Below are 19246 nucleotides of genomic sequence, written 5' to 3'. Positions count from 1 at the left end.
ATGTGTGGCATCGCAGGTACCTACCGCTGGCCGGACGGAAAGGCCGTGACCGACCGGCTCACCGACACCCTCGCGCACCGCGGTCCGGACGGGGCGGGACGCTACGGCCACGCCGTCGGGGACGGCGAGGTGCACCTCGGGCACCGCCGACTGGCCATCATCGACCTGTCCGAGACGGGCGCCCAGCCGATGGTCTCGGACGGCCTCGTGCTGACGTACAACGGCGAGCTGTACAACGCGCCCGAGCTGCGCGCCGAGCTGGCGGCCGCCGGGGTGCGCTTTCGCGGCACGTCCGACACCGAGGTGCTGCTGGAGGCCTGGCGGCGCTGGGGCACGGACTGCCTGCCCCGGCTGCGCGGCATGTTCGCGTTCGGGATCTTCGACGAGCGGACGGGCGACCTGGTGCTCGTCCGCGACCAGCTGGGCATCAAGCCGCTTTTCCTGCTCCGGCGCGGCGAGGGCCTGGTGTTCGCCTCCGAACTGAAGGCGCTCGCCGCCGTGACGGGCGGGTCGCTGGAGGTGGACCACGCGGCGTTGGTGGCGTCGCTGCTCTACTACTGGGTGCCCGACTCGCGGTGCGCGTTCCGTGAGGCGGAGAAGCTGCCGCCGGGGAGCTGGCTCAGGTGCCGGCCCGACGGCCGGGTGGAGCGCGGCCGGTTCTGGAACCTGCGGGACGTCGCCGCCGAGGGCAGGGAGCGGGCCCTGGCCGGCGAGCAGCCGGACATCGCGGCCGTCGTCGAGGAGTCGACCCGGCGCCACCTGATCTCCGACGTGCCCGTCGCGACCTTCCTCTCCGGGGGGCTGGACTCCAGTTATCTGACCGCGCTGGCGGCCCGCGACCGGCCCGGGATCTCCGCCTACACGATCGGGTTCCGCGCCGAGGACGCCAGGTTCGAGGCGATGCCGGACGACCTGCGCTACGCCCGGCAGGTGGCCGAGCGGTTCGGCGTCGACCTGCGCGAGATCGAGATCGCCCCGAACGTGCTGGACCTGCTGCCGCGGATGACGTACCACCTGGACGAGCCGATCGGCGACCCCGCCGCGATCAACACGTTCCTGATCTGCTCGGCCGCCCGGGAGGCCGGGGTCAAGGTGGTGCTGTCGGGGATGGGCGCCGACGAGCTGTTCGCCGGGTACCGCAAGCACCTGGCCAACCTGCTGGCGTTGCGTTACCAGCGCGTCCCGCGGCCGCTGCGGCGCGGTCTGTCCGCGGCCGTGGACCGGCTGCCGGTCGCCTCGGCCCGCCGCGGGTACCGGTCGGTGCGTTTCGCGAAGCGGTTCCTGTCCTTCGCCGATCTGCCGGAGGAGACCGCGTTCCGGCGCAGCTACACCATGTACGACCGGGGGGAGTTGCTGGCCCTGATCGATCCGGACCTGGCCCCGACGGTCGACGACGTGCTGACCGAGCACGCGGACGTCTACCGGGACAACGACCTCGACGACTTCGTCAACCGTATGTGCCTGGGCGACGCCCGCATGTTCCTGCCGGGCCTGAACCTCGCCTACACCGACCGGTCGAGCATGGCCGCGTCGATGGAGGTGCGCGTGCCGTACGTGGACGTCGAGGTGGTCCGGGCGGCGTTCGCCGTGCCCGGCGCCCGCAAGATCGTCGGACGGCAGGGCAAGGCCGTCCTGAAGGAGGCGGCGGTCTCGGTCCTGCCCCGGGAGATCGTGTACCGGCCCAAGGGCCTGTTCAGCGCCCCGCTGCGGGCCTGGATGAGCCGGGATCTGGCGCCGCTGGTGCGTGAGGTGGTGAACGACGGCGAGCTCGTCCGTTCCGGGATCCTGCGCCGTGACGCGCTGGCGCGGATGGTCGCCGAGGACGCCGCCGGGCAGCGGGACTTCTCCAAGCATCTGTGGCATGTGCTGACCCTCGAGCACTGGTATCGCGGCGCGACCTCCGGGTCCGGCCGGAACTCCCTTTGACGACGGCGTAGAGACAAGAGGACTTCGGGTGAAACAGGTCGTACAGAACTACAAGAGCGGTGAGCTGGCGCTGCTCGACGTGCCGGTGCCGGGGTGCAAGGCGGACGGTGTGCTGGTCCGCAGCGCCTACTCGCTGATCTCCACCGGGACCGAGCTGATGAAGGTGTCCGAGGCCGGCATGTCGATGCTGGGCAAGGCGCGTTCGCGGCCGGACCAGGTGGCCAAGGTCGTGCAGAGCGTGGCCGCCAACGGGGTGCCCGCCACCTACCGCAAGGTGATGGGCAAGCTGGACTCGTACACGCCGCTGGGCTACTCGCTGTGCGGGGTGGTCGAGCAGGTCGGCGCCGGCATCGACGACGTGAAGGTCGGCGACCTCGTGGCCTGCGCCGGCAACGAGCACGCGCTGCACGCCGAGCTGAACTGGGTGCCGAAGAACCTCTACGCCCCGGTGCCGGACGGCCTCGCGCCGCGGCACGCGGCCTTCGGCACCGTCGGGTCGATCGCGATGCAGGGTGTCCGTCAGGGCGAGTCGCGGCTCGGTGAGGTGGCCCTGGTCATCGGCCTCGGGCTGATCGGGCAGCTGGTGGTGCAGCTGCTCGCCGCCTCGGGGGTCCGCGTCGTCGGCGCCGACCCCGATCCGGTGCGCTGCGAGCTCGCCGAGCGGCTGGGCGCGGCGGCCTGTGGCGATCCCGGGTCCGCGGCGGTGGAGAACGCCGTCGCCGAACTCACCGACGGGCACGGCGTGGACCAGGTGTACCTGGCCGCCGGCGGCGGCAGCAACCAGCCCGTCGAGCTGGCCGCCCGGCTGTGCCGGGACCGCGGCCGGGTCGTCGACATCGGCAAGTGCCGCCTGGACCTGCCGTGGAACGCGTACTACGAGAAGGAGCTCGACGTCCGGTTCTCCCGCAGTTACGGCCCCGGTCGTTATGACCCGGCGTACGAGCTGGAGGGGCGGGACTACCCGATCGGTTATGTGCGCTGGACCGAGCGGCGCAACCTGGCGTGCTTCCTCGACCTCGCCGCCCGCGGCCGGGTCGACGTGGAGCCCCTGATCTCCCACATCGCCGACTTCGACGAGGCCGTCCCGACGTATCAGCGGCTGAAGGACGGCGAGTTGAAGGCCGTGGCCGTGCTGTTCCGGTACCCCGAGCAGCAGGAGGACGCGGCGCGGGCGCCGGAGGCCGAGGCTCCCGCGGTGACCGTGCCGGCGGTGCGTCGCGGCACGGCGGCGCCCGCCCCGGCCCGGACCGCCGGGAAGCCGGTGCGGCTGGCGTTCGTCGGCGCCGGAAACTACGCGACCTCGATGCTGCTGCCGCACCTGGCACAGCGCGACGGTGTGGAGTTGTCCACGGTGGTCACCACGACGGCGCTGTCGGCGGCCAACGCCAAGCGCAAGTTCGGCTTCGCCGCGGCGACCACCGATCTCGACGCGGTGCTCGGCGATCCGTTGGTCGACGCGGTGTTCGTGGTCACCCGGCACAGCTCGCACGCCGAGCTGACCCGCAAGGCGCTGCTGGCCGGCAAGACGGTGTTCGTGGAGAAGCCGCTGGCGCTGTCCGAGGACGAGCTGGCCGGTGTGCTCGCCGCGGTGGAGGAATCCGGCAACGACCGGCTGCAGGTGGGCTTCAACCGCCGCTTCGCGCCGCTGCTCAACGAGGCCAGGAAGCGGTTCGGCGCCCGGACCGGACCGGCGAGCCTGCGCTACCTGGTCAACGCGGGGCGCCTCGATCACGGCAGCTGGTACCTCCGCCAGGGCACCGAGGGCTCGCGGTTCGCCGGCGAGGGCGGCCACTTCATCGACACGGCGAGCTGGCTGCTCGACGCCGACCCGGTGTCGGTGTACGCGACGGCGGCTCCCGGCAACGAGGACCTTCAGGTCGTGCTGCGCTACCCGGACGGGTCCACCGCCACCATCAGCTATGTCACCACCGGGGCGCCCGGCTTCCCCAAGGAGACGCTGGACCTGGTCGCCGACGGCAAGGTCCTGCGGCTCGACGACTTCGTCCGTGCCTCGGTGTACGGGCGCAAGCGGTGGGTCAGTTCGCGGCTGCCCAAGGCCCGGGACAAGGGCCAGTCGGCCGAACTGGCGGCGTTCGTCAGGGCCGTGCGGACCGGTGGGCCGATGCCGGTGCCGCTGGAGTCGCTGGTCGCCACCACGGCGGCCACCCTCGCCGTGCGGACCGGCCTCGCCGGCGGCGCGCCGGTGGCGCTCGCGGAGGCCCGATGACGGTGAGTTCGGGGAGTCCGGGCTGGTACCTGCGGCGGCTGTCCCGGATGGGGCCGCGGGAGATCGGCGGCCGGGTGGGCGACACGGTGCGCAGGCGGCGGTGGCGGTCGGCGCCGCCGGACGGCCCGGGCGTGACCGGCGCCCGGTTCACCGCGGCGCTGCCCGCGGGGACGCTCGACGCGGTGCCGCCGGACGCCGCGAAACGGCTCGTCGCCGAGGCGGACCGCCTGATGGCGGGGCACGCCGAGTACTTCGGGGTGGTCCGCGACGACCTGGCCGACCCGGACTGGTTCCTCGACCCGAAGACCGGGCGCCGGGCACCGGAGGGCTACGCCTTCGACGTGCCGTACCGCGACGAGGACGCGGTCGGTGACATCAAGCAGATCTGGGAGCTGTCCCGGCATCACCACCTCACCGTGCTCGCCGCCGCCTACGCGGTCACCGGGGACGAGCGGTACGCCGAGCGGGTGGCGGGGCACCTGCGGTCGTGGTGGGCGGCCAACCCGCCGCTGCGCGGGGTGCACTGGACCAGCGGCATCGAGCTGGGGATCCGGCTGCTGTCCTGGGTGTGGGTCCGCCGACTGCTCGACGGCTGGCCGGGCGCGGCCGAGCTGTTCGAGGGCAACCCGGTGGCGCACCGGCAGATCTGGCACCACCAGCGCTGGCTGGCGGCCTTCCCGAGCCGGGGATCGTCGGCGAACAACCACGTCATCGCCGAGACGGCCGGGCAGTTCGCCGCGGCCTGCGCGTTCGGCTGGTTCCCCGCCTCGGCGCGCTGGCGGGCCGACGCGCTGCGGTCGCTGGAGCGGCAGTTGCGCGCCAACACGTTCCCGTCCGGTCTCAACCGGGAGCTGGCGAGCGAGTACCACGGGCTGGTGCTGGAGCTCGGTCTGGCCGCGGTGGCCGAGGCGGACGCCGCGAACGTGCCGGTCCCCGCGACGGTGCGGCTGGTGCTGCTGCGGATGACCGACGCGCTCGCGGCCGTCGTGGACGACCGGCTGCGGCCGCCGCGCCAGGGGGACGCGGACGACGGGCACGGTCTGGTCGTCGACGGCGCGGGCACCGATCGCTGGGGCTCGCTGCTGGCCACCGGGGAGGCCGTGTTCGGCCGGCTCGCCTGGTGGCCGGAGGTGACCGGCACCGATGTGCGCACCGGGTTGCTGGCCGCGCTCGTCCGGCCGGACGCGAAGGCGGGGACCACGCCGGCCGTGTCCCGCCCGGTGAGCCGGCCGGCCCATTTCTCCGACGCCGGGATGACCGTCCTGCGGGGGCCGGAGAAGATCTGGTGCCGTTGCGACGGCGGCCCGCACGGATTCCTGTCCATCGCCGCGCACGCCCACGCGGACGCGCTGTCCCTGGAGGTGCGGCACGACGGGGTAGACGTGCTCGCCGACCCGGGGACGTTCTGCTACCACGGGCAGCCCGAGTGGCGGCGGTACTTCCGCTCGACCCTCGGCCACAACACCCTGGAGCTGGACGGCGCCGACCAGTCGGTCTCCGGCGGCCCGTTCCTGTGGACCCGGCACGCGCGCAGCCGGGTCCTGGTCGCGGACACGTCCGGCGCCGGTGACGGGGGGACGGTCCGCTGGTGCGCCGAGCACGACGGTTACCGGCCCTCCGTGCACCGCCGCCGGGTGGAGCTGACGCCCGCGAGCGGGGAGCTGCGGGTGGTCGACGAGGTGCGCGGTGCGCGGCGGGCCGTGCGCCTGGCGTTCCACCTCGGCCCGGCGGTCGGCGCCGAGCTGGCGGGGAACCGGGCGAAGCTCACCTGGACGCGGGACGGCGAGGACCGCTCCGCGGTGCTCGACCTGCCCGGGCGGCTGTCCTGGACGGCGCACCGGGGGGAGAGCGACCCGCCGCTCGGCTGGTACTCCGCCGGCTTCGGGCGCAAGGAGCCCGCCACCACCCTGGTCGGCGCCGGCTTCACCGACGGCGCGGAGGGCTTCACCACCGTGCTCAGGTTCGAGGGTTAGGGGGGAGGGCGCGTGCGGATCGAGTGGCGGCGCCGGGCGCTGCCGGCGGCAGCGCTGGCGCTGGTGTTGGCGGCGGCCGGCTGTGACGGTGGCACGACGGACGCGACGCCGAGACCGACCGCCGCGCCCTCCACTCCCCCGACGTCCGTGGCCCGGGTGTGCGCCAAGCCCGCCGCCGGGCCGGCGAAGGCGCCGGCGGGCGCGGTGAGCGTCGACCCCGCGGTGCCCGGCGACCTGGCCGCGAAGACCGAGAGCAGTCCCCCGCACACCACCTTCTGGCTTCGGCCCGGCAGGCACACGCTGCTGTCGAACCGCTACGACCAGGTGATCCCGAAGGAAGGGGACGTCTACGTCGGGGCGCCGGGCGCGGTGCTCGACGGCCGGGGGAGCAACCACTACGCGTTCGGCGGCGCGGCCTCGGACGTCACCGTCCGCTATCTGACCGTGCAGGGCTTCGCCGCGCCCCGTGACGAGGGCGTGGTCAACCACGACTCGGCCGACGGGTGGGTGATCGACCACGCGACGATCCGGGACAACTCCGGGGCCGGGCTGATGGCCGGGGCCCGCCAGCAGGTCCGCGCCAGCTGTCTGCGCGACAACGGCCAGTACGGGATGAACGCGTACAAGGCCGGTGATGTCGGCGGGCTGGTGGTCGAGGGCAACGAGATCGTGGGCAACAACACGGACGACTGGGAGCGGCAGCGGCCGGACTGCGGCTGCAGCGGGGGCGTCAAGTTCTGGGCCGTGAACGGCGCGGTCGTACGCGGCAACTGGGTGCACGGCAACCGGGGAACCGGACTGTGGGCGGACACCAACAACAACGACTTCCTCATCGAGGGCAACCTGATCGAGGACAACGACGGTGCCGCGCTGATCTACGAGATCAGCTACAACGCGATCATCCGGAACAACACGATCCGGCGGAACAACTGGGTCGAGGGCCGCGCCTACGCGGCCGCCGGCGACACGTTCCCGTTCGCGACCGTCTACATCTCCGAGTCGGGGGGCGAACCGCGGGTCCGGGCCCGCACGGACAGGATCGAGATCTACCGGAACGTGCTGGAGAACAACTGGTCCGGGATCACCCTGTGGGAGAACGCCGACCGGTTCTGCAACAGCCCGGCCAACACCTCCTCCGGTGACTGCACGTTGCTGGTGAAGGACACCGGCCGCTGCGTGCAGCCCGCGATCGCCGAAGCGCCGCTGTACTCCGACTGCCGGTGGAAGACCCAGCGGGTGGACATCCACCACAACCGCTTCGTGCTGGACAAGTCCGTCGTCGGCTGCACGGCGAAGTGCGACCTGATGGCGGTGCTCTCCAACTACGGCACCTATCCGGACTGGTCGCCCTACCAGGGCGAGCGGGTGGCCGAGGCGATCACCGCGGGGCAGCACAACCGCTGGCACGACAACGTCTACGTCGGACCGTGGACCTTCGTCGTCCACGACGCGAGCCGGACGGTCGGTGTCGAGCAGTGGCGGGCCGCGCCGTACCGGCAGGACGCGGGCAGCAGCTTCCGCGCCGGGAAGGGTGGTTGAGATGAGATCCACGGACACCGGCACCGCTCGCACGTCGAAGATCGTCGGGACGGTCTGGGGGCTGCTCGTCCTCAACACCCTCGGCTCCGCCGGGGCGGTGACCATCGTCCCGCTGCCCCGGTCCCTCATCCAGATGGTCACCATGGGTTCGCTGGTCGCCGCGTTCGCGCTGGCGCTCGTGGCCAACCCCCGGGTGCGTATCCGGGCCAGCGCCTACGTGTTCCTGCTCACCCTGCTGCTGGTGCCGAGTCTGATCTCCAGCGTGGACCAGGGGGCCGGGCTCGGCGCGCTGTTCCGCTGCTTCCGGCTGGCTCTCTTCGTCGGCACGCTGTGGCTGCTCAGCCGCTGGTGGGACGGCGGCCCCACGTTCGTCCGGCACCACATCCGGATGTACTTCGCGGTGCTTGCCTCGGTGGCCGCCGGCCTGGTCGTCTCACCGGGCGCCGCCATGCCCGACCTCTACGGCGGGCGGCTGGTGGGCGCGTTGTGGCCGCTCACCCCGCCGCAGATCGGCCAGTACGCCGCGGTGATCACCGGGCTCACCGTGCTGCTTCTCCTGGGCCGCCGGGCCGACCGGACCAGCGCGGCGGTGGTCGTCGTGCCCTCCCTCGCCCTGCTCGCGCTGACCCACACCCGCACCGCCACGCTCGGCCTGATCATCGCGCTGACGCTGGCGATCACCTCGCTCGTGCTGACCAGCGCCGCCGCCCGTCGGGTCTTCTCCTGGGCGGTGCTGTGCGGCGCGGTGGCCGCCGTGGGGTTCAGCTCCGCCCTCCAGGCGTGGTTCCTGCGCGGGCAGAGCCAGGAGAACTTCGCCAGCCTCACCGGCCGGGCCAAGGTCTGGAACGCCCTGCTGGCGGCGCCCCGGACGACCTCGGAGCACCTGTTCGGCACGGGTCTCGGCGACAAGTCGTTCGGCGGGCTGCCGATCGACAACAGCTGGCTGGCCGTCTACAACGAGCAGGGCGTGACCGGCATCGCGCTGGTGGCGGCGATCATCATCGTGCTGGGCGGCGTCGCGCTGCTGCGGCCGCCGTCGCTGTCGAGGGCCTGCGCGATCTTCCTGATCAGCTACTGCGCGATCGCCTCCTACACCGAGGCCGGTCTCGGCGACGCCTCGCCGTATCTCCTGCACCTGGCCGTGGCCGCCTCGCTGCTGGCGGCGCCCGCCGAACCCGCTCCCCCGTCGGGGCCCGACGCGCCCCGACGTCCCGTCCCGCGCTGGGCCCGTACTTCGGAGGTGACCTGAGCATGCACGTCGTCGTGGTGCACAACCGCTACGCCTCGGCGCAGCCGAGCGGGGAGAACAAGGTCGTCGACCAGGAGGTGGCGCTGCTGCGCGGGGCCGGGCACCGGGTGGAGGTGTTCGAGCGGCGCAGCGACGACATCGCCGCCCGGTCGTTGCCGGGCAAGGCCGCGATACCGCTGCTGGTGCCGTGGAACCCCGCGGTGCGCGGAGAACTCGCCGCGAGGCTCCGCGCCGAGCGGCCGGACGTGGTGCACGTCCACAACGTCTTCCCGCTCCTGTCGCCCGCGGTGCTGGCGGCGTGCGCCGACGCCGGTGTGCCCGCCGTCGCCACGCTGCACAACTACACCCAGGTCTGCCCGCCCGGCACCCTGCAGCGGGACGGCAGGCCGTGCACCGAGTGCGTCGGAACCGCGCCGCTGCCCGCCGTCCGGCACGGCTGCTACCGCAACTCCCGGCTGGCGACGGTGCCGCTCGCGGTCAGTCTGTCGGTCAACCGGCGGCGGTGGTGGTCCGGCGTGGAGCGGTTCTTCTGCATCTCCGCCGCGCAGCGCGACGTCCTGGTGCGGTCCGGCATGCCGGCCGAACGGCTGGCGGTGAAGCACAACTTCGTGCCCGATCCGGACGACCGCCGCGTGGGCGCAGGCGAGCATCTGCTCTACCTGGGCCGGCTCGCGGAGGCCAAGGGCGTGCGGCTGCTCATGGCCGCCTGGGACGAGCTCGCCGCCGGCGGCGGTGTGGGCGTCCCACTCGTGATCGCGGGCACGGGGCCGCTGGAGCGGGAGGTGGCCGCCTGGGCGGCGGGCCGCGACGACGTGCGCTACGTCGGCCTGTACGACTCGGCGCAGTGCCGCGAGGCCATCGCCCGGTCGGTGGCCGTGGTGGTTCCCTCCACCTGGCTGGAGGCCTTCGGCCTGGTGGTGGTGGAGGCGATGGCGGCCGGGGTCCCGGTCGTCGCCGCCGGGCACGGCGCCTTCGTCGAACTCGTCGAGGAGGGGGTGACCGGGCTGCTGCACCGGCCGGGCGAGGCGGCTTCGCTCGCGTCGTGCCTGCGCCGGATCACGGACGGACCGGTCCGCAACCAGGAGATGGGCCGGGCGGCCCGGCGACGGTACGAGCAGGGCTTCAGCCCGGCCGTCGGCCTGGAGCGCCTGGTGGAGGGGTACCGCGCCGCGATCGCGGGGCGGTCCGGCGGCGGGGACAGCCCGCCGCCGGTAGGGGACAACAGCACTGGCTCGCGGCGGGGGCGCCCGCGCGAGCGGGATGGGGGCAGTAGATGACACGATGCCGACTCTGCGGCTCGGCGGCGCTGGCGAGCGTCGTCGACCTGGGGGCGACCCCGCCGTGCGAGAGCTTTCTCGCCGCGGACCGACTGGACGATCCGGAACCGGCGTACCCGCTGCATCTGCGGGTCTGCACCGACTGCTGGCTCGCGCAGATCCCGCCGCTGATCACGCCGGAGGAGACGTTCAAGGAGTACGCGTACTTCTCCTCGTTCTCGACCTCGTGGGTGGAGCACGCGCGCACGTTCGTCGCCGACGCCGTGGAGCGGGTGGGCCTTCGCCCCGACGCCTTCGTGGTCGAGGTCGCGAGCAACGACGGGTATCTGCTGAGGCACGTGGTGGACCGGGGGATCCGCTGCCTCGGCGTCGAGCCCTCGGTGAACGTCGGCGCCGCGGCACGGGACGCGGGCGTGCCCACGCTCACGGAGTTCCTGAGCCCGCAGACCGGCTCGGCCGTCCGCGCCGAGCACGGCCCGGCGGACCTGGTCGTGGCCAACAACGTGTACGCGCACATCCCCGACGTGGTCGGCTTCACCCAGGGGCTGCGCGCCCTGGTCGCCGACGACGGCTGGGTCTCGATCGAGGTGCAGCACCTGCTGACGCTGATCGAGGAGAACCAGTACGACACGATCTACCACGAGCACTTCCAGTACTACACGGTCGCCTCCGCGATCCGGGCGCTGGCGAGCGGCGGACTCGCGCTGGTGGACGTCGAGTTGCTGCCGACGCACGGCGGCTCCATCCGGCTGTGGGCCCGGCCGGCCGAGGTGGCCGGCGAGCCGAGCCGGCGGGTGGCCGAGGTACTGGACCGGGAGAAGGCCGCGGGGCTGCAGGAGCTGTCCGGGTACACCGAGTTCTCCGCCCGGGTGGCCAAGGTGCGCAGGGACCTGCTGCGGTTCCTCATCGATGCGGCCGAGCGCGGCGAGACGGTCGTCGGCTACGGCGCGCCCGGCAAGGGCAACACCCTGCTCAACCACTGCGGCATCCGGCCAGACCTGCTGTCCTACACGGTCGACCGCAACCCCTACAAGCACGGCAGGTTCACCCCGGGCACCCGCATCCCGATCCTGGCGCCCGAGCAGATCGCCGTCGACCGGCCGGACTACGTCCTGGTCCTCCCGTGGAACCTGCGGGCCGAGCTGGTCGAGCAGTTGTCGTTCGTGCACGCCTGGGGCGGCCGGCTGGTCTTTCCCATACCGGAACTGAGCATCGTCGAGGTCACGTCATGAAGGTCGTACTGTTCTGCGGCGGTTACGGGATGCGGATGCGCAGCGGCGCCGCGGACGACGTGCCCAAGCCGATGGCGATGGTCGGGCCGCGACCGCTGATCTGGCACGTCATGCGCTACTACGCGCACTTCGGGCACACGGAGTTCGTCCTGTGCCTCGGGTACGGGGCCCACCACATCAAGGACTTCTTCCTCAACTACGAGGAGACGACGTCCAACGACTTCGTGCTGCGAGGCGGACGGACGGAGCTGTTGTCCACCGACATCTCGGACTGGACGATCACGTTCGCGCAGACCGGCATCGAGTCGCCGATCGGGGAGCGGCTGCGCCGGGTGCGGCACCACCTGGACGGCGACGAGATGTTCCTCGCCAACTACGCGGACGTGCTGACCGACGCCCCGCTGCCGGAGATGATCGACAACTTCGCCCGGCGCGACGCCGGTGCGTCGATGATGGTGGTGCCGCCGCAGTCCTCGTTCCACTGCGTGGATCTGGGCGAGGACGGCCTGGTGGGGGGCATCACCGCGGTGAGCGACATGCCGCTGTGGGAGAACGGCGGCTACTTCGTGCTCCGTCAGGAGGTCTTCGACCACATCCCGGAGGGCGGTGACCTGGTGGCCGACGGATGCGCCCAACTGGCCAAGCGCGGGCGGCTGGTGGCGCACCAGCACCGCGGCTTCTGGAAGCCGACCGACACGGTGAAGGAGCGGGCCGCGCTCGACGAGGCGTACGCCCGGGGCGAGCGCCCGTGGGCCGTGTGGGAACGGGACGGTGCCCGGGCGGGCGCCGGGACGGGGGCCGCGTGATCCGGCTCGGCGCGGGGCGCCTGGACCGGATCGTCGCGGTGGGCGCGCACTGCGACGACATCGCCATCGGCGCCGGCGGCACCCTGCTGACGTTGTGCCTCGCGCGGCCGGGCATCCGCGTCGACGCGCTGGTGCTCTCCGGCGGCGGGGGTGAGCGCGAGCAGGAGGAGCGGGCCGCGCTCGCGGCCTTCTGCCCGGGCGCCGACCTGCGGCTGACCGTGCTCAAGCTGCCCGACGGCCGGCTGCCGTCGCACTGGGGCGAGGCGAAGGACGCGGTGGAGGAGCTGCGCGGGCAGACCGAACCGGATCTCGTCCTCGCCCCGCGCACCGACGACGCGCACCAGGATCACCGCGGCCTGGCGAAACTGGTGCGCACCGCGTTCCGCGACCACCTCGTGCTCGGCTACGAGATCGTCAAGTGGGACGGCGATCTCGGCCGTCCGTCCGGGTACCAGCCGCTGTCCGCGGAGATCGCCGAACAGAAGGTGCGGCTGCTGCAGGAGCACTACCCCTCGCAGCGGCACCGGCCCTGGTACGACCGGGAGGCCTTCCTCGGGCTGGCCCGGATCCGCGGCATCGAATGCCACGCGCGCTACGCCGAGGCGTTCGCCGTCACCAAACTCACTCTCGACCTGGGGGAATGAACCATGCGCGTACTGCTGACCGGACACCAGGGCTATCTGGGAACCGTGATGGCCCCCGTGCTCACGGCCGCCGGGCACGAGGTGGTCGGTCTCGACGCCGGCCTGTTCGCCGACTGCGTCCTCGGTCCGACGCCCGCGGACCCGCCGGGGCACCGGGTGGACCTGCGCGACGTCACGGCCGAGCACGTGGCCGGGGTGGACGCCGTGATCCACCTGGCCGCGCTGTCCAACGACCCGCTGGGATCGCTGGCGCCGGAACTCACCTACGACATCAACCACCACGCGTCCGTGCGGCTCGCCCGGCTGGCCCGCGAGGCCGGGGTGGGGCGCTTCCTGTACGCGTCGACCTGCTCGGTGTACGGCGCCGCCGGCGGCGACGACCTGGTCGCCGAGGACGCCCCGCTGCGCCCGGTGACGCCGTACGCGGAGTCCAAGGTGCGGGTGGAGGACGACCTGCACGCGCTCGCCGACGGCGACTTCAGCCCGGTGTACATGCGCAACGCCACCGCCTTCGGCTACTCGCCCCGGCTGCGCGCCGACATCGTGCTGAACAACCTGGTGGGTCACGCGCTCCTGTCCGGCGAGGTGCTCGTGCTCTCCGACGGCACGCCCTGGCGCCCGCTGGTGCACGCCGCCGACATCGCCCGCGCCTTCGCGGCCGCGCTGGTCGCGCCGCGCGAGGCGGTGCACGACCGGGCGTTCAACATCGGCAGCGAGACCAACAACGTCACGGTCGCCGAGATCGCCGGGCAGGTCGCCGAGGCGGTGACCGGCGCGAAAGTGGTCATCACCGGGGAGAACGGCGCCGACCCGCGGTCGTACCGGGTGGACTTCTCCCGGTTCCGCACGGCGATCCCCGGCTTCGACTGCGAGTGGTCGGTGAAGCGGGGCGCGCTCGAACTCGCGGACGCCTACCGCGAGCACGGACTGACCCGGGAGACCTTCGAGCAGCGCTTCACCCGGCTCGCGGTACTGCGCGCGGCGTCCGACGCCGGCGCCGTCGACGACACCCTGCGGTGGCGCCGATGACCGTGGCCGGCGAGGAGATGCACGCTCTGGTGGAGCGGCTGTACCCGCTGTGCCGGAGCATCACCGGCGACGGTGTGCGCGCCACCCTGGACATCGTCGGCGAGTACGTCCCGCTGCGGGTGCACGAGGTGCCGACGGGGACCCGGGTGCTCGACTGGACGGTGCCGCAGGAGTGGAACATCCGGGACGCGTACATCGCCGACGCCGCCGGGAAGCGGGTCGTCGACTTCGCCGCGTCCAGCCTGCACGTGCTCGGCTACAGCGTGCCGGTGTCGGCGACCATGTCGCTGGACGAGCTGCGCGGACACCTGCACACCCTGCCGGACCACCCGTCCTGGGTGCCGTACCGCACCAGCTACTACAAGCCGGAGTGGGGGTTCTGCCTGGCCCAGGAGACCCTGGACGCGCTGCCGGACGGAGAGTACGAGGTGCGCGTCGACTCGACGCTCGCCGACGGCCATCTCACCTACGCCGAGCACGTGGTCCCCGGGCAGGTCGCCGACGAGGTGATCGTCTCCTGCCACGTCTGCCACCCGTCGCTGGCCAACGACAACCTGGCCGGCGTCGCGGTGGCGGTGTTCCTCGCGCGGGCGCTGGCGGAGCAGGGCCCGTACTACACCTACCGGTTCATCTTCGCGCCCGGCACCATCGGGGCGATCACCTGGCTGGCGCGCAACGCGGAACGGGTGGAACGGGTCAAGCACGGGCTGGTGCTGGCCTGCGCCGGCGACCGGGGCCATCTGACGTACAAGCAGAGCCGGCGCGGCGACGCGGAGATCGACCGGGTGCTGCGCCATGTGCTGGCCGTCTCCGGACGGCCGCACGACGTCAAGGAGTTCACCCCGTACGGCTACGACGAGCGGCAGTACTGCTCGCCGGGGTTCGATCTCGGCGTGGGCTCGCTCAGCCGGACCCCGTACGCGGGCTACCCCGAGTACCACACCTCGGCGGACAACCCCGACTTCGTCTCGCCGGAGGCGATGGAGGACACCCTCGCCGTCTGCCGCGAGGCGTTCGCCGTCCTCGACCGCAACCGGCGGTACGTCAACCTCAGTCCCTATGGCGAACCGCAGCTGGGACGGCGTGGGCTGTACGAGTCGCTGGGGGGCCGCAGCGACGCGAAAGAGGCCCAGATGGCCATGCTCTGGGTGCTCAGCCTCTCCGACGGCGAGCACAGTCTGCTGGACGTCGCCGAGCGGTCCGGGCTGCCGTTCGACACCGTCGCCGCGGCGGCCGGCGCCCTGCACGACGCCGAGCTGATCAAGGCATGACGCCGATGACCACCGGGGAGGGGAAGACGACGGCGGACGGGGCCACGGACGCCCGGCGGACCGCCCGGCGGGCCGTCGCCGGCCGGTTGTCCTGGGGACTGGCCGACCAGGCGGCCTCCAGCATGACCAACTTCGCGGTGGGCATCTATGTGGCCCGCTCGCTGGGGCTGACCGCGTTCGGCGTGTTCAGTCTGGCCTGGCTGACCTACGGCGTGGTGCTGAACGTCGCCCGCGGGCTGGCCACCGATCCGCTCGTGGTGCGCTTCAGCGGCGTGCCGGAGGCGTCCTGGCGCGCGGCGGCCGCCCGCTCCTCGGGTGCCGCGCTCGGCGTCGGCACCGCCCTCGGCGCGGTGTGTCTGCTGGTCGGGCTCGGCCTCGGCGGCCGCGTGGGGCCCGCGTTCGTCTGCCTCGGCGTCGTGCTGCCGGCGCTGCTGCTGCAGGACGCCTGGCGGTTCGCGTTCTTCGCCGCCGGGACCGGGCGCAAGGCGTTCGTCAACGACCTCGTGTGGGGTGTCGCGCTCGTCCCGGCGATGGTGGTGGCGGCCCGCGTGGACAGCGTGGCCGCGTTCGTGCTCGCCTGGGGCGCGTCCGCCGCGGTGGCAGCGGGGTACGGCTGTCTCCAGTCCGGGATCCGGCCCCGGACGACCGGGACGCGCGGGTGGCTGCGCGAGCAGCGCGACCTCGGCTACCGGTACCTGGTCGAGAACGTCAGCCTCAGCGGCGCGAGCCAGCTGCGGGCGTACGGTCTCGGCGCGATCGTCGGCGTCGGCGCGGTGGGCGCGGTGCGGGGCGCGGAGCTGCTGCTCGGCCCGTTCCTCGCGCTGCTGATGGGGCTGTCGCTGGTCACCGTCGCGGAGGCGGCACGCGTGCTGCGGCAAGCCCCGCACCGGCTGAACAGGTTCTGCCTGCTGCTGGGAGGCGGGCAGGCCGCCGCCGCGCTGCTGTGGGGCGCGGCGCTGCTGCTGATGCCGGACCGGGCCGGCGAGTTCGTGCTCGGCGACGTCTGGCCCTCCGCCTCGCAGCTCATCGTGCCGGCCACCCTCGGCGTCGCCGGCGCCGGCCTCGGCACCGGCGCGGCGGCCGGACTGCGCGCGCTCGCCGCGGCCCGGCGCAGCCTGCGCTGTCAACTGTTCGCCTCCGCCTGTTACGTCGGCGGCGGACTCGGCGGGGCCGCCGTGGCCGGCACGGTCGGCTCGGCCTGGGGCGTCGCCGCCGCGACCGTCGGCAGCTCGGCCGTGTGGTGGCTGCAGCTGCGGGCCGCGTCGCGCGAGCACCACCGGAACACCATCCGCGAAGTGAGGACCTCATGACCGCCCACCCCAGGCTGAGCGTCGGCCTGCCCGTGTACAACGGCGAGGAGTACCTGGCCGAGTCGTTCGACGCCCTGCTCGGACAGACCTACGAGGACTTCGAGCTGGTCGTCTCCGACAACGCCTCGACCGACGGGACCGAGGACATCTGCCGCCGGTACGCCGCCGAGGACTCGCGCATCCGGTACATCCGGCTGCCCCGCAACATCGGCGCCGCGCCCAACCACAACTACGTGTTCACCGAGTGCCGCGGCGAGCTGTTCAAGTGGGCCTCGCACGACGACCTGTACGCCCGGGACCTGCTGCTGCGCTGCGTGGAGGCGCTGGACGAGCGGCCGGACGTGGTCCTCGCGCACAGCGGCCAGGCGGTCATCGACGGCGACGGCCGGGTGAAGGTCCCCTACGCGTACGGGCTCGCCACCGACTCGCCGCACGCGCCGGAGCGCTTCCGCAGCCTGCTGTTCGAGCCCGGCGGCGACGACTTCTACGGGGTGATGCGGGCCGACATGCTGCGCCGGGTGAAGCCGCACGACAGCTACCACCACGCGGACCGCACGTTCGTCGCCGAGATCACCCTGCACGGTCCCTTCCACCAGGTGCCGGAGCTGCTGTACTTCCGCCGCGACCATCCCACCCGCGCCGAGCGGGCGAACCCCTCCAAGCGCTCCCGGTGCGTCAACCTGGACCCGCGCCGGGCAGGCCTGCTGCATCCGACGCCCCGGCTGCTCGCCGAGTACGTCTGGGGTTTCGCCTCGGCGATCCGGCGGGCGCCGCTGTCCCCGGCGGACCGGCGCGCGTGTTTTCGCCACCTGGCCGCGTGGATGACCAGCCGGGTCCGGCCGGGCGCCGGGGAGCGGGTCGAGGACCGCGCCCCGGTCGATCCGGCCCGGCTCACCGTCTCCGTCGACGACCTCGTCGCCGGCCGCGAGGGGAGGCGGGCATGACGTCCGCGGGCGCGTCCCCGGTGCGCGTCGGGGTGTTCGGGCTGCTCGGCTCCGGCAACCTCGGCAACGACGGTTCGCTCGAGGCGGTGCTCGGATATCTCCGCGCGGAGCACCCGGAGGCGGTCGTGGACGCGCTGTGCGGCGGACCCGAGGTCGTCACGGCCCGGTACGGCATCCCCGCGACGCGGCTGCACTGGTACCGCGGGGAGTACCGGACCGCGTCCCGCGCGGGCGCGATCGCCGGGAAGGGGCTGGGCAAACTCGTCGACGCCTTCCGCACCGCCGCCTGGGTGCGCCGGCACGACGTGGTGATCGTGCCGGGCATGGGCGTCCTGGAGGCCACGCTGCCGCTGCGGCCGTGGGGCTTCCCGTACGCGCTGTTCCTGCTCTGCGCGAGCGGCCGGCCGGCCGGCGCCCGGGTCGCGCTGGTCGGCGTCGGCGCCGCCCCGATCGCCAACAAGTCGACCCGCGCCCTGGTGCGCTGGTCGGCGCGGCTGGCCGCCTACCGGTCGTACCGGGACGTCCAGTCCCGCGACGCGATGCGGGCGATGGGCGTGGACACCGCGCGCGACGAGGTCCACCCGGACCTCGCGTTCGCCCTGCCGGCGCCGCCGTCGGGCGCGTCCTCGGTACCGCCGGGCCGCGTCTGCGTCGGCGTCATGGACTTCCACGGCGGCGACGACGACCGCGACCGCGCCGAGGAGATCCACCGGCGCTACCTCGAGGGGACGACCCGGTTCGTCCGCGCGCTGGTCGAGGAGGGCAGGCCGGTCCGGCTGCTCACCGGCGACGCGTGTGACGCGCCGGTGGTCGCCGCGATCCTCGACGCGGTGGACTCGCCGCTGGTCGACGCCGCCGAGGCGGCCTCGCTCGCCGACCTGATGAAGGAGGCGGCGGCCGCCGACGCCGTGGTGGCGACCCGCTACCACAACCTGGTCTGCGCACTGAGGGTCGGCACCCCGACGCTCGCGCTCAGCTATGCGGCGAAGAGCGACGCGCTCATGGCTCGGATGGGCCTCGGCGCGTACTGCCATCCCGCGCGCGAGGTCGACGCCGACCGGCTGCTCGAGCAGTTCCGGTCGCTGGAGAAGTGCTCGGCGCAACTGCGGCAGACGCTCGCCGAACAGAACCGGGCCGCCGCCCGCCGGCTCGAGCAGCAGTTCACCGCCCTGACCGCGGCACTGTTCCCGGCGACCGGCCGCACCCGCGCCAGCCACCAAGACCACGACCACGCCCGCGCACAGGGCCACACCCGGCAGGAGACTCCGTGAAGGCGATCGAAGTCCCGGAGATCTCCGGCGCATACCTCTTCGAACCGACGCCCTACGCCGACGAACGCGGCTTCTTCTGCCGCACCTTCGACGCCGACGTGCTCCGCTCGGTGGGCCTCGACCCCGACGCCTTCGTGCAGGACAGCCTGTCCCGCTCGGTCGGCGGCGTGCTGCGCGGCCTGCATCTGCGCTCCGGCGCCGGCGAGGCCAAGCTGGTGCGGTGCTCGTACGGGAGGATCTTCGACGTCGTCGTGGACCTGCGGACGGACTCGCCGACCTTTCGCAACGTGGCCACCTTCGAGCTGTCCGGCGAGACGCAGACCACCCTCTACATCCCGGCGGGGTGCGCGCACGGCTTCCAGGCACTGACCGAGACCGCCGACACCTCGTACCGGATCGACCGTCCGCACGATCCGGCCGAGGACGTGACGATCGCCTTCGACGACCCGGAGCTGGCCGTTCCCTGGCCGCTGCCGGTCACGTCGATGTCCCAGCGGGACCGGGAGGCGCCGAGCCTCGCCGACGTCCTGAAGCGCAAAGAGAGTTGA

15 protein-coding genes are annotated in these 19246 nt (G+C 73.1%); all 15 read left to right on the top strand.

Features of this window, described 5'->3' with window-relative positions; genetic code table 11:
• Genes asnB through rfbC form a run of 15 tightly spaced genes read left to right on the top strand, consistent with a single transcriptional unit; the run spans position 1 to position 19246 of the window.
• Entirely contained in the window at positions 1–1926 is a 1926-nt protein-coding gene (gene asnB / locus C6376_RS28830; RefSeq protein WP_107446086.1) for an asparagine synthase (glutamine-hydrolyzing), read from the top strand.
• Positions 1927–1954: 28 nt separating this feature from the next.
• The gene (locus tag C6376_RS28825) at positions 1955–4153 is read left to right on the top strand and encodes a bi-domain-containing oxidoreductase (protein ID WP_107446085.1); all 2199 of its coding nucleotides are present in this window, start codon (positions 1955–1957) and stop codon (positions 4151–4153) included.
• The gene (locus C6376_RS28820; RefSeq protein ID WP_107446084.1) at positions 4150–6126 is read left to right on the top strand and encodes an alginate lyase family protein; all 1977 of its coding nucleotides are present in this window, start codon (positions 4150–4152) and stop codon (positions 6124–6126) included. Before C6376_RS28825 ends, C6376_RS28820 begins: the two co-directional genes overlap by 4 nt.
• Before the next feature lie 12 nt (positions 6127–6138).
• Entirely contained in the window at positions 6139–7665 is a 1527-nt protein-coding gene (locus C6376_RS28815; protein WP_107446083.1) for a right-handed parallel beta-helix repeat-containing protein, read from the top strand.
• A gap of 1 nt (position 7666) precedes the next feature.
• The gene (locus C6376_RS28810; RefSeq protein ID WP_107446082.1) at positions 7667–8914 is read left to right on the top strand and encodes a hypothetical protein; all 1248 of its coding nucleotides are present in this window, start codon (positions 7667–7669) and stop codon (positions 8912–8914) included.
• Positions 8915–8916: 2 nt separating this feature from the next.
• Entirely contained in the window at positions 8917–10191 is a 1275-nt protein-coding gene (locus C6376_RS28805; protein WP_107446081.1) for a glycosyltransferase, read from the top strand.
• Positions 10188–11423: a class I SAM-dependent methyltransferase gene (locus C6376_RS28800; RefSeq protein WP_107446080.1), complete on the top strand. Its 1236-nt coding sequence runs from the start codon at positions 10188–10190 to the stop codon at positions 11421–11423. Before C6376_RS28805 ends, C6376_RS28800 begins: the two co-directional genes overlap by 4 nt.
• Complete coding sequence (locus tag C6376_RS28795; protein WP_107446079.1) at positions 11420–12229, top strand: glucose-1-phosphate cytidylyltransferase; 810 nt, start codon at positions 11420–11422, stop codon at positions 12227–12229. The genes C6376_RS28800 and C6376_RS28795 overlap by 4 nt, the downstream gene beginning before the upstream one ends.
• The gene (locus C6376_RS28790; protein ID WP_107449251.1) at positions 12226–12873 is read left to right on the top strand and encodes a PIG-L deacetylase family protein; all 648 of its coding nucleotides are present in this window, start codon (positions 12226–12228) and stop codon (positions 12871–12873) included. Before C6376_RS28795 ends, C6376_RS28790 begins: the two co-directional genes overlap by 4 nt.
• 3 nt (positions 12874–12876) lie before the next feature.
• Positions 12877–13902 carry an NAD(P)-dependent oxidoreductase gene (locus C6376_RS28785; protein WP_107446078.1) on the top strand — a complete coding sequence of 342 codons (1026 nt, stop codon included), beginning with the start codon at positions 12877–12879 and terminating at the stop codon, positions 13900–13902.
• Entirely contained in the window at positions 13890–15173 is a 1284-nt protein-coding gene (locus tag C6376_RS28780) for a DUF4910 domain-containing protein (protein ID WP_107446077.1), read from the top strand. The genes C6376_RS28785 and C6376_RS28780 overlap by 13 nt, the downstream gene beginning before the upstream one ends.
• 5 nt (positions 15174–15178) lie before the next feature.
• Positions 15179–16483 (top strand): hypothetical protein, encoded by a 1305-nt coding sequence (locus tag C6376_RS28775; RefSeq protein ID WP_173985927.1) that lies wholly within the window; start codon positions 15179–15181, stop codon positions 16481–16483.
• The gene (locus C6376_RS28770) at positions 16480–17427 is read left to right on the top strand and encodes a glycosyltransferase family 2 protein (RefSeq protein WP_107446075.1); all 948 of its coding nucleotides are present in this window, start codon (positions 16480–16482) and stop codon (positions 17425–17427) included. Before C6376_RS28775 ends, C6376_RS28770 begins: the two co-directional genes overlap by 4 nt.
• On the top strand, positions 17424–18698 hold the full coding sequence (locus tag C6376_RS28765; RefSeq protein ID WP_107446074.1) for a polysaccharide pyruvyl transferase family protein: 1275 nt from the start codon (positions 17424–17426) through the stop codon (positions 18696–18698). Before C6376_RS28770 ends, C6376_RS28765 begins: the two co-directional genes overlap by 4 nt.
• On the top strand, positions 18695–19246 hold the full coding sequence (gene rfbC / locus C6376_RS28760; protein WP_107446073.1) for a dTDP-4-dehydrorhamnose 3,5-epimerase: 552 nt from the start codon (positions 18695–18697) through the stop codon (positions 19244–19246). Before C6376_RS28765 ends, rfbC begins: the two co-directional genes overlap by 4 nt.

The sequence above is a fragment of the Streptomyces sp. P3 genome, from assembly GCF_003032475.1.
Classification (GTDB): domain Bacteria; phylum Actinomycetota; class Actinomycetes; order Streptomycetales; family Streptomycetaceae; genus Streptomyces.
The sequence above is the reverse complement of the archived record's forward strand: the minus strand, read 5'-3'. Positions and strand labels throughout refer to the sequence as shown.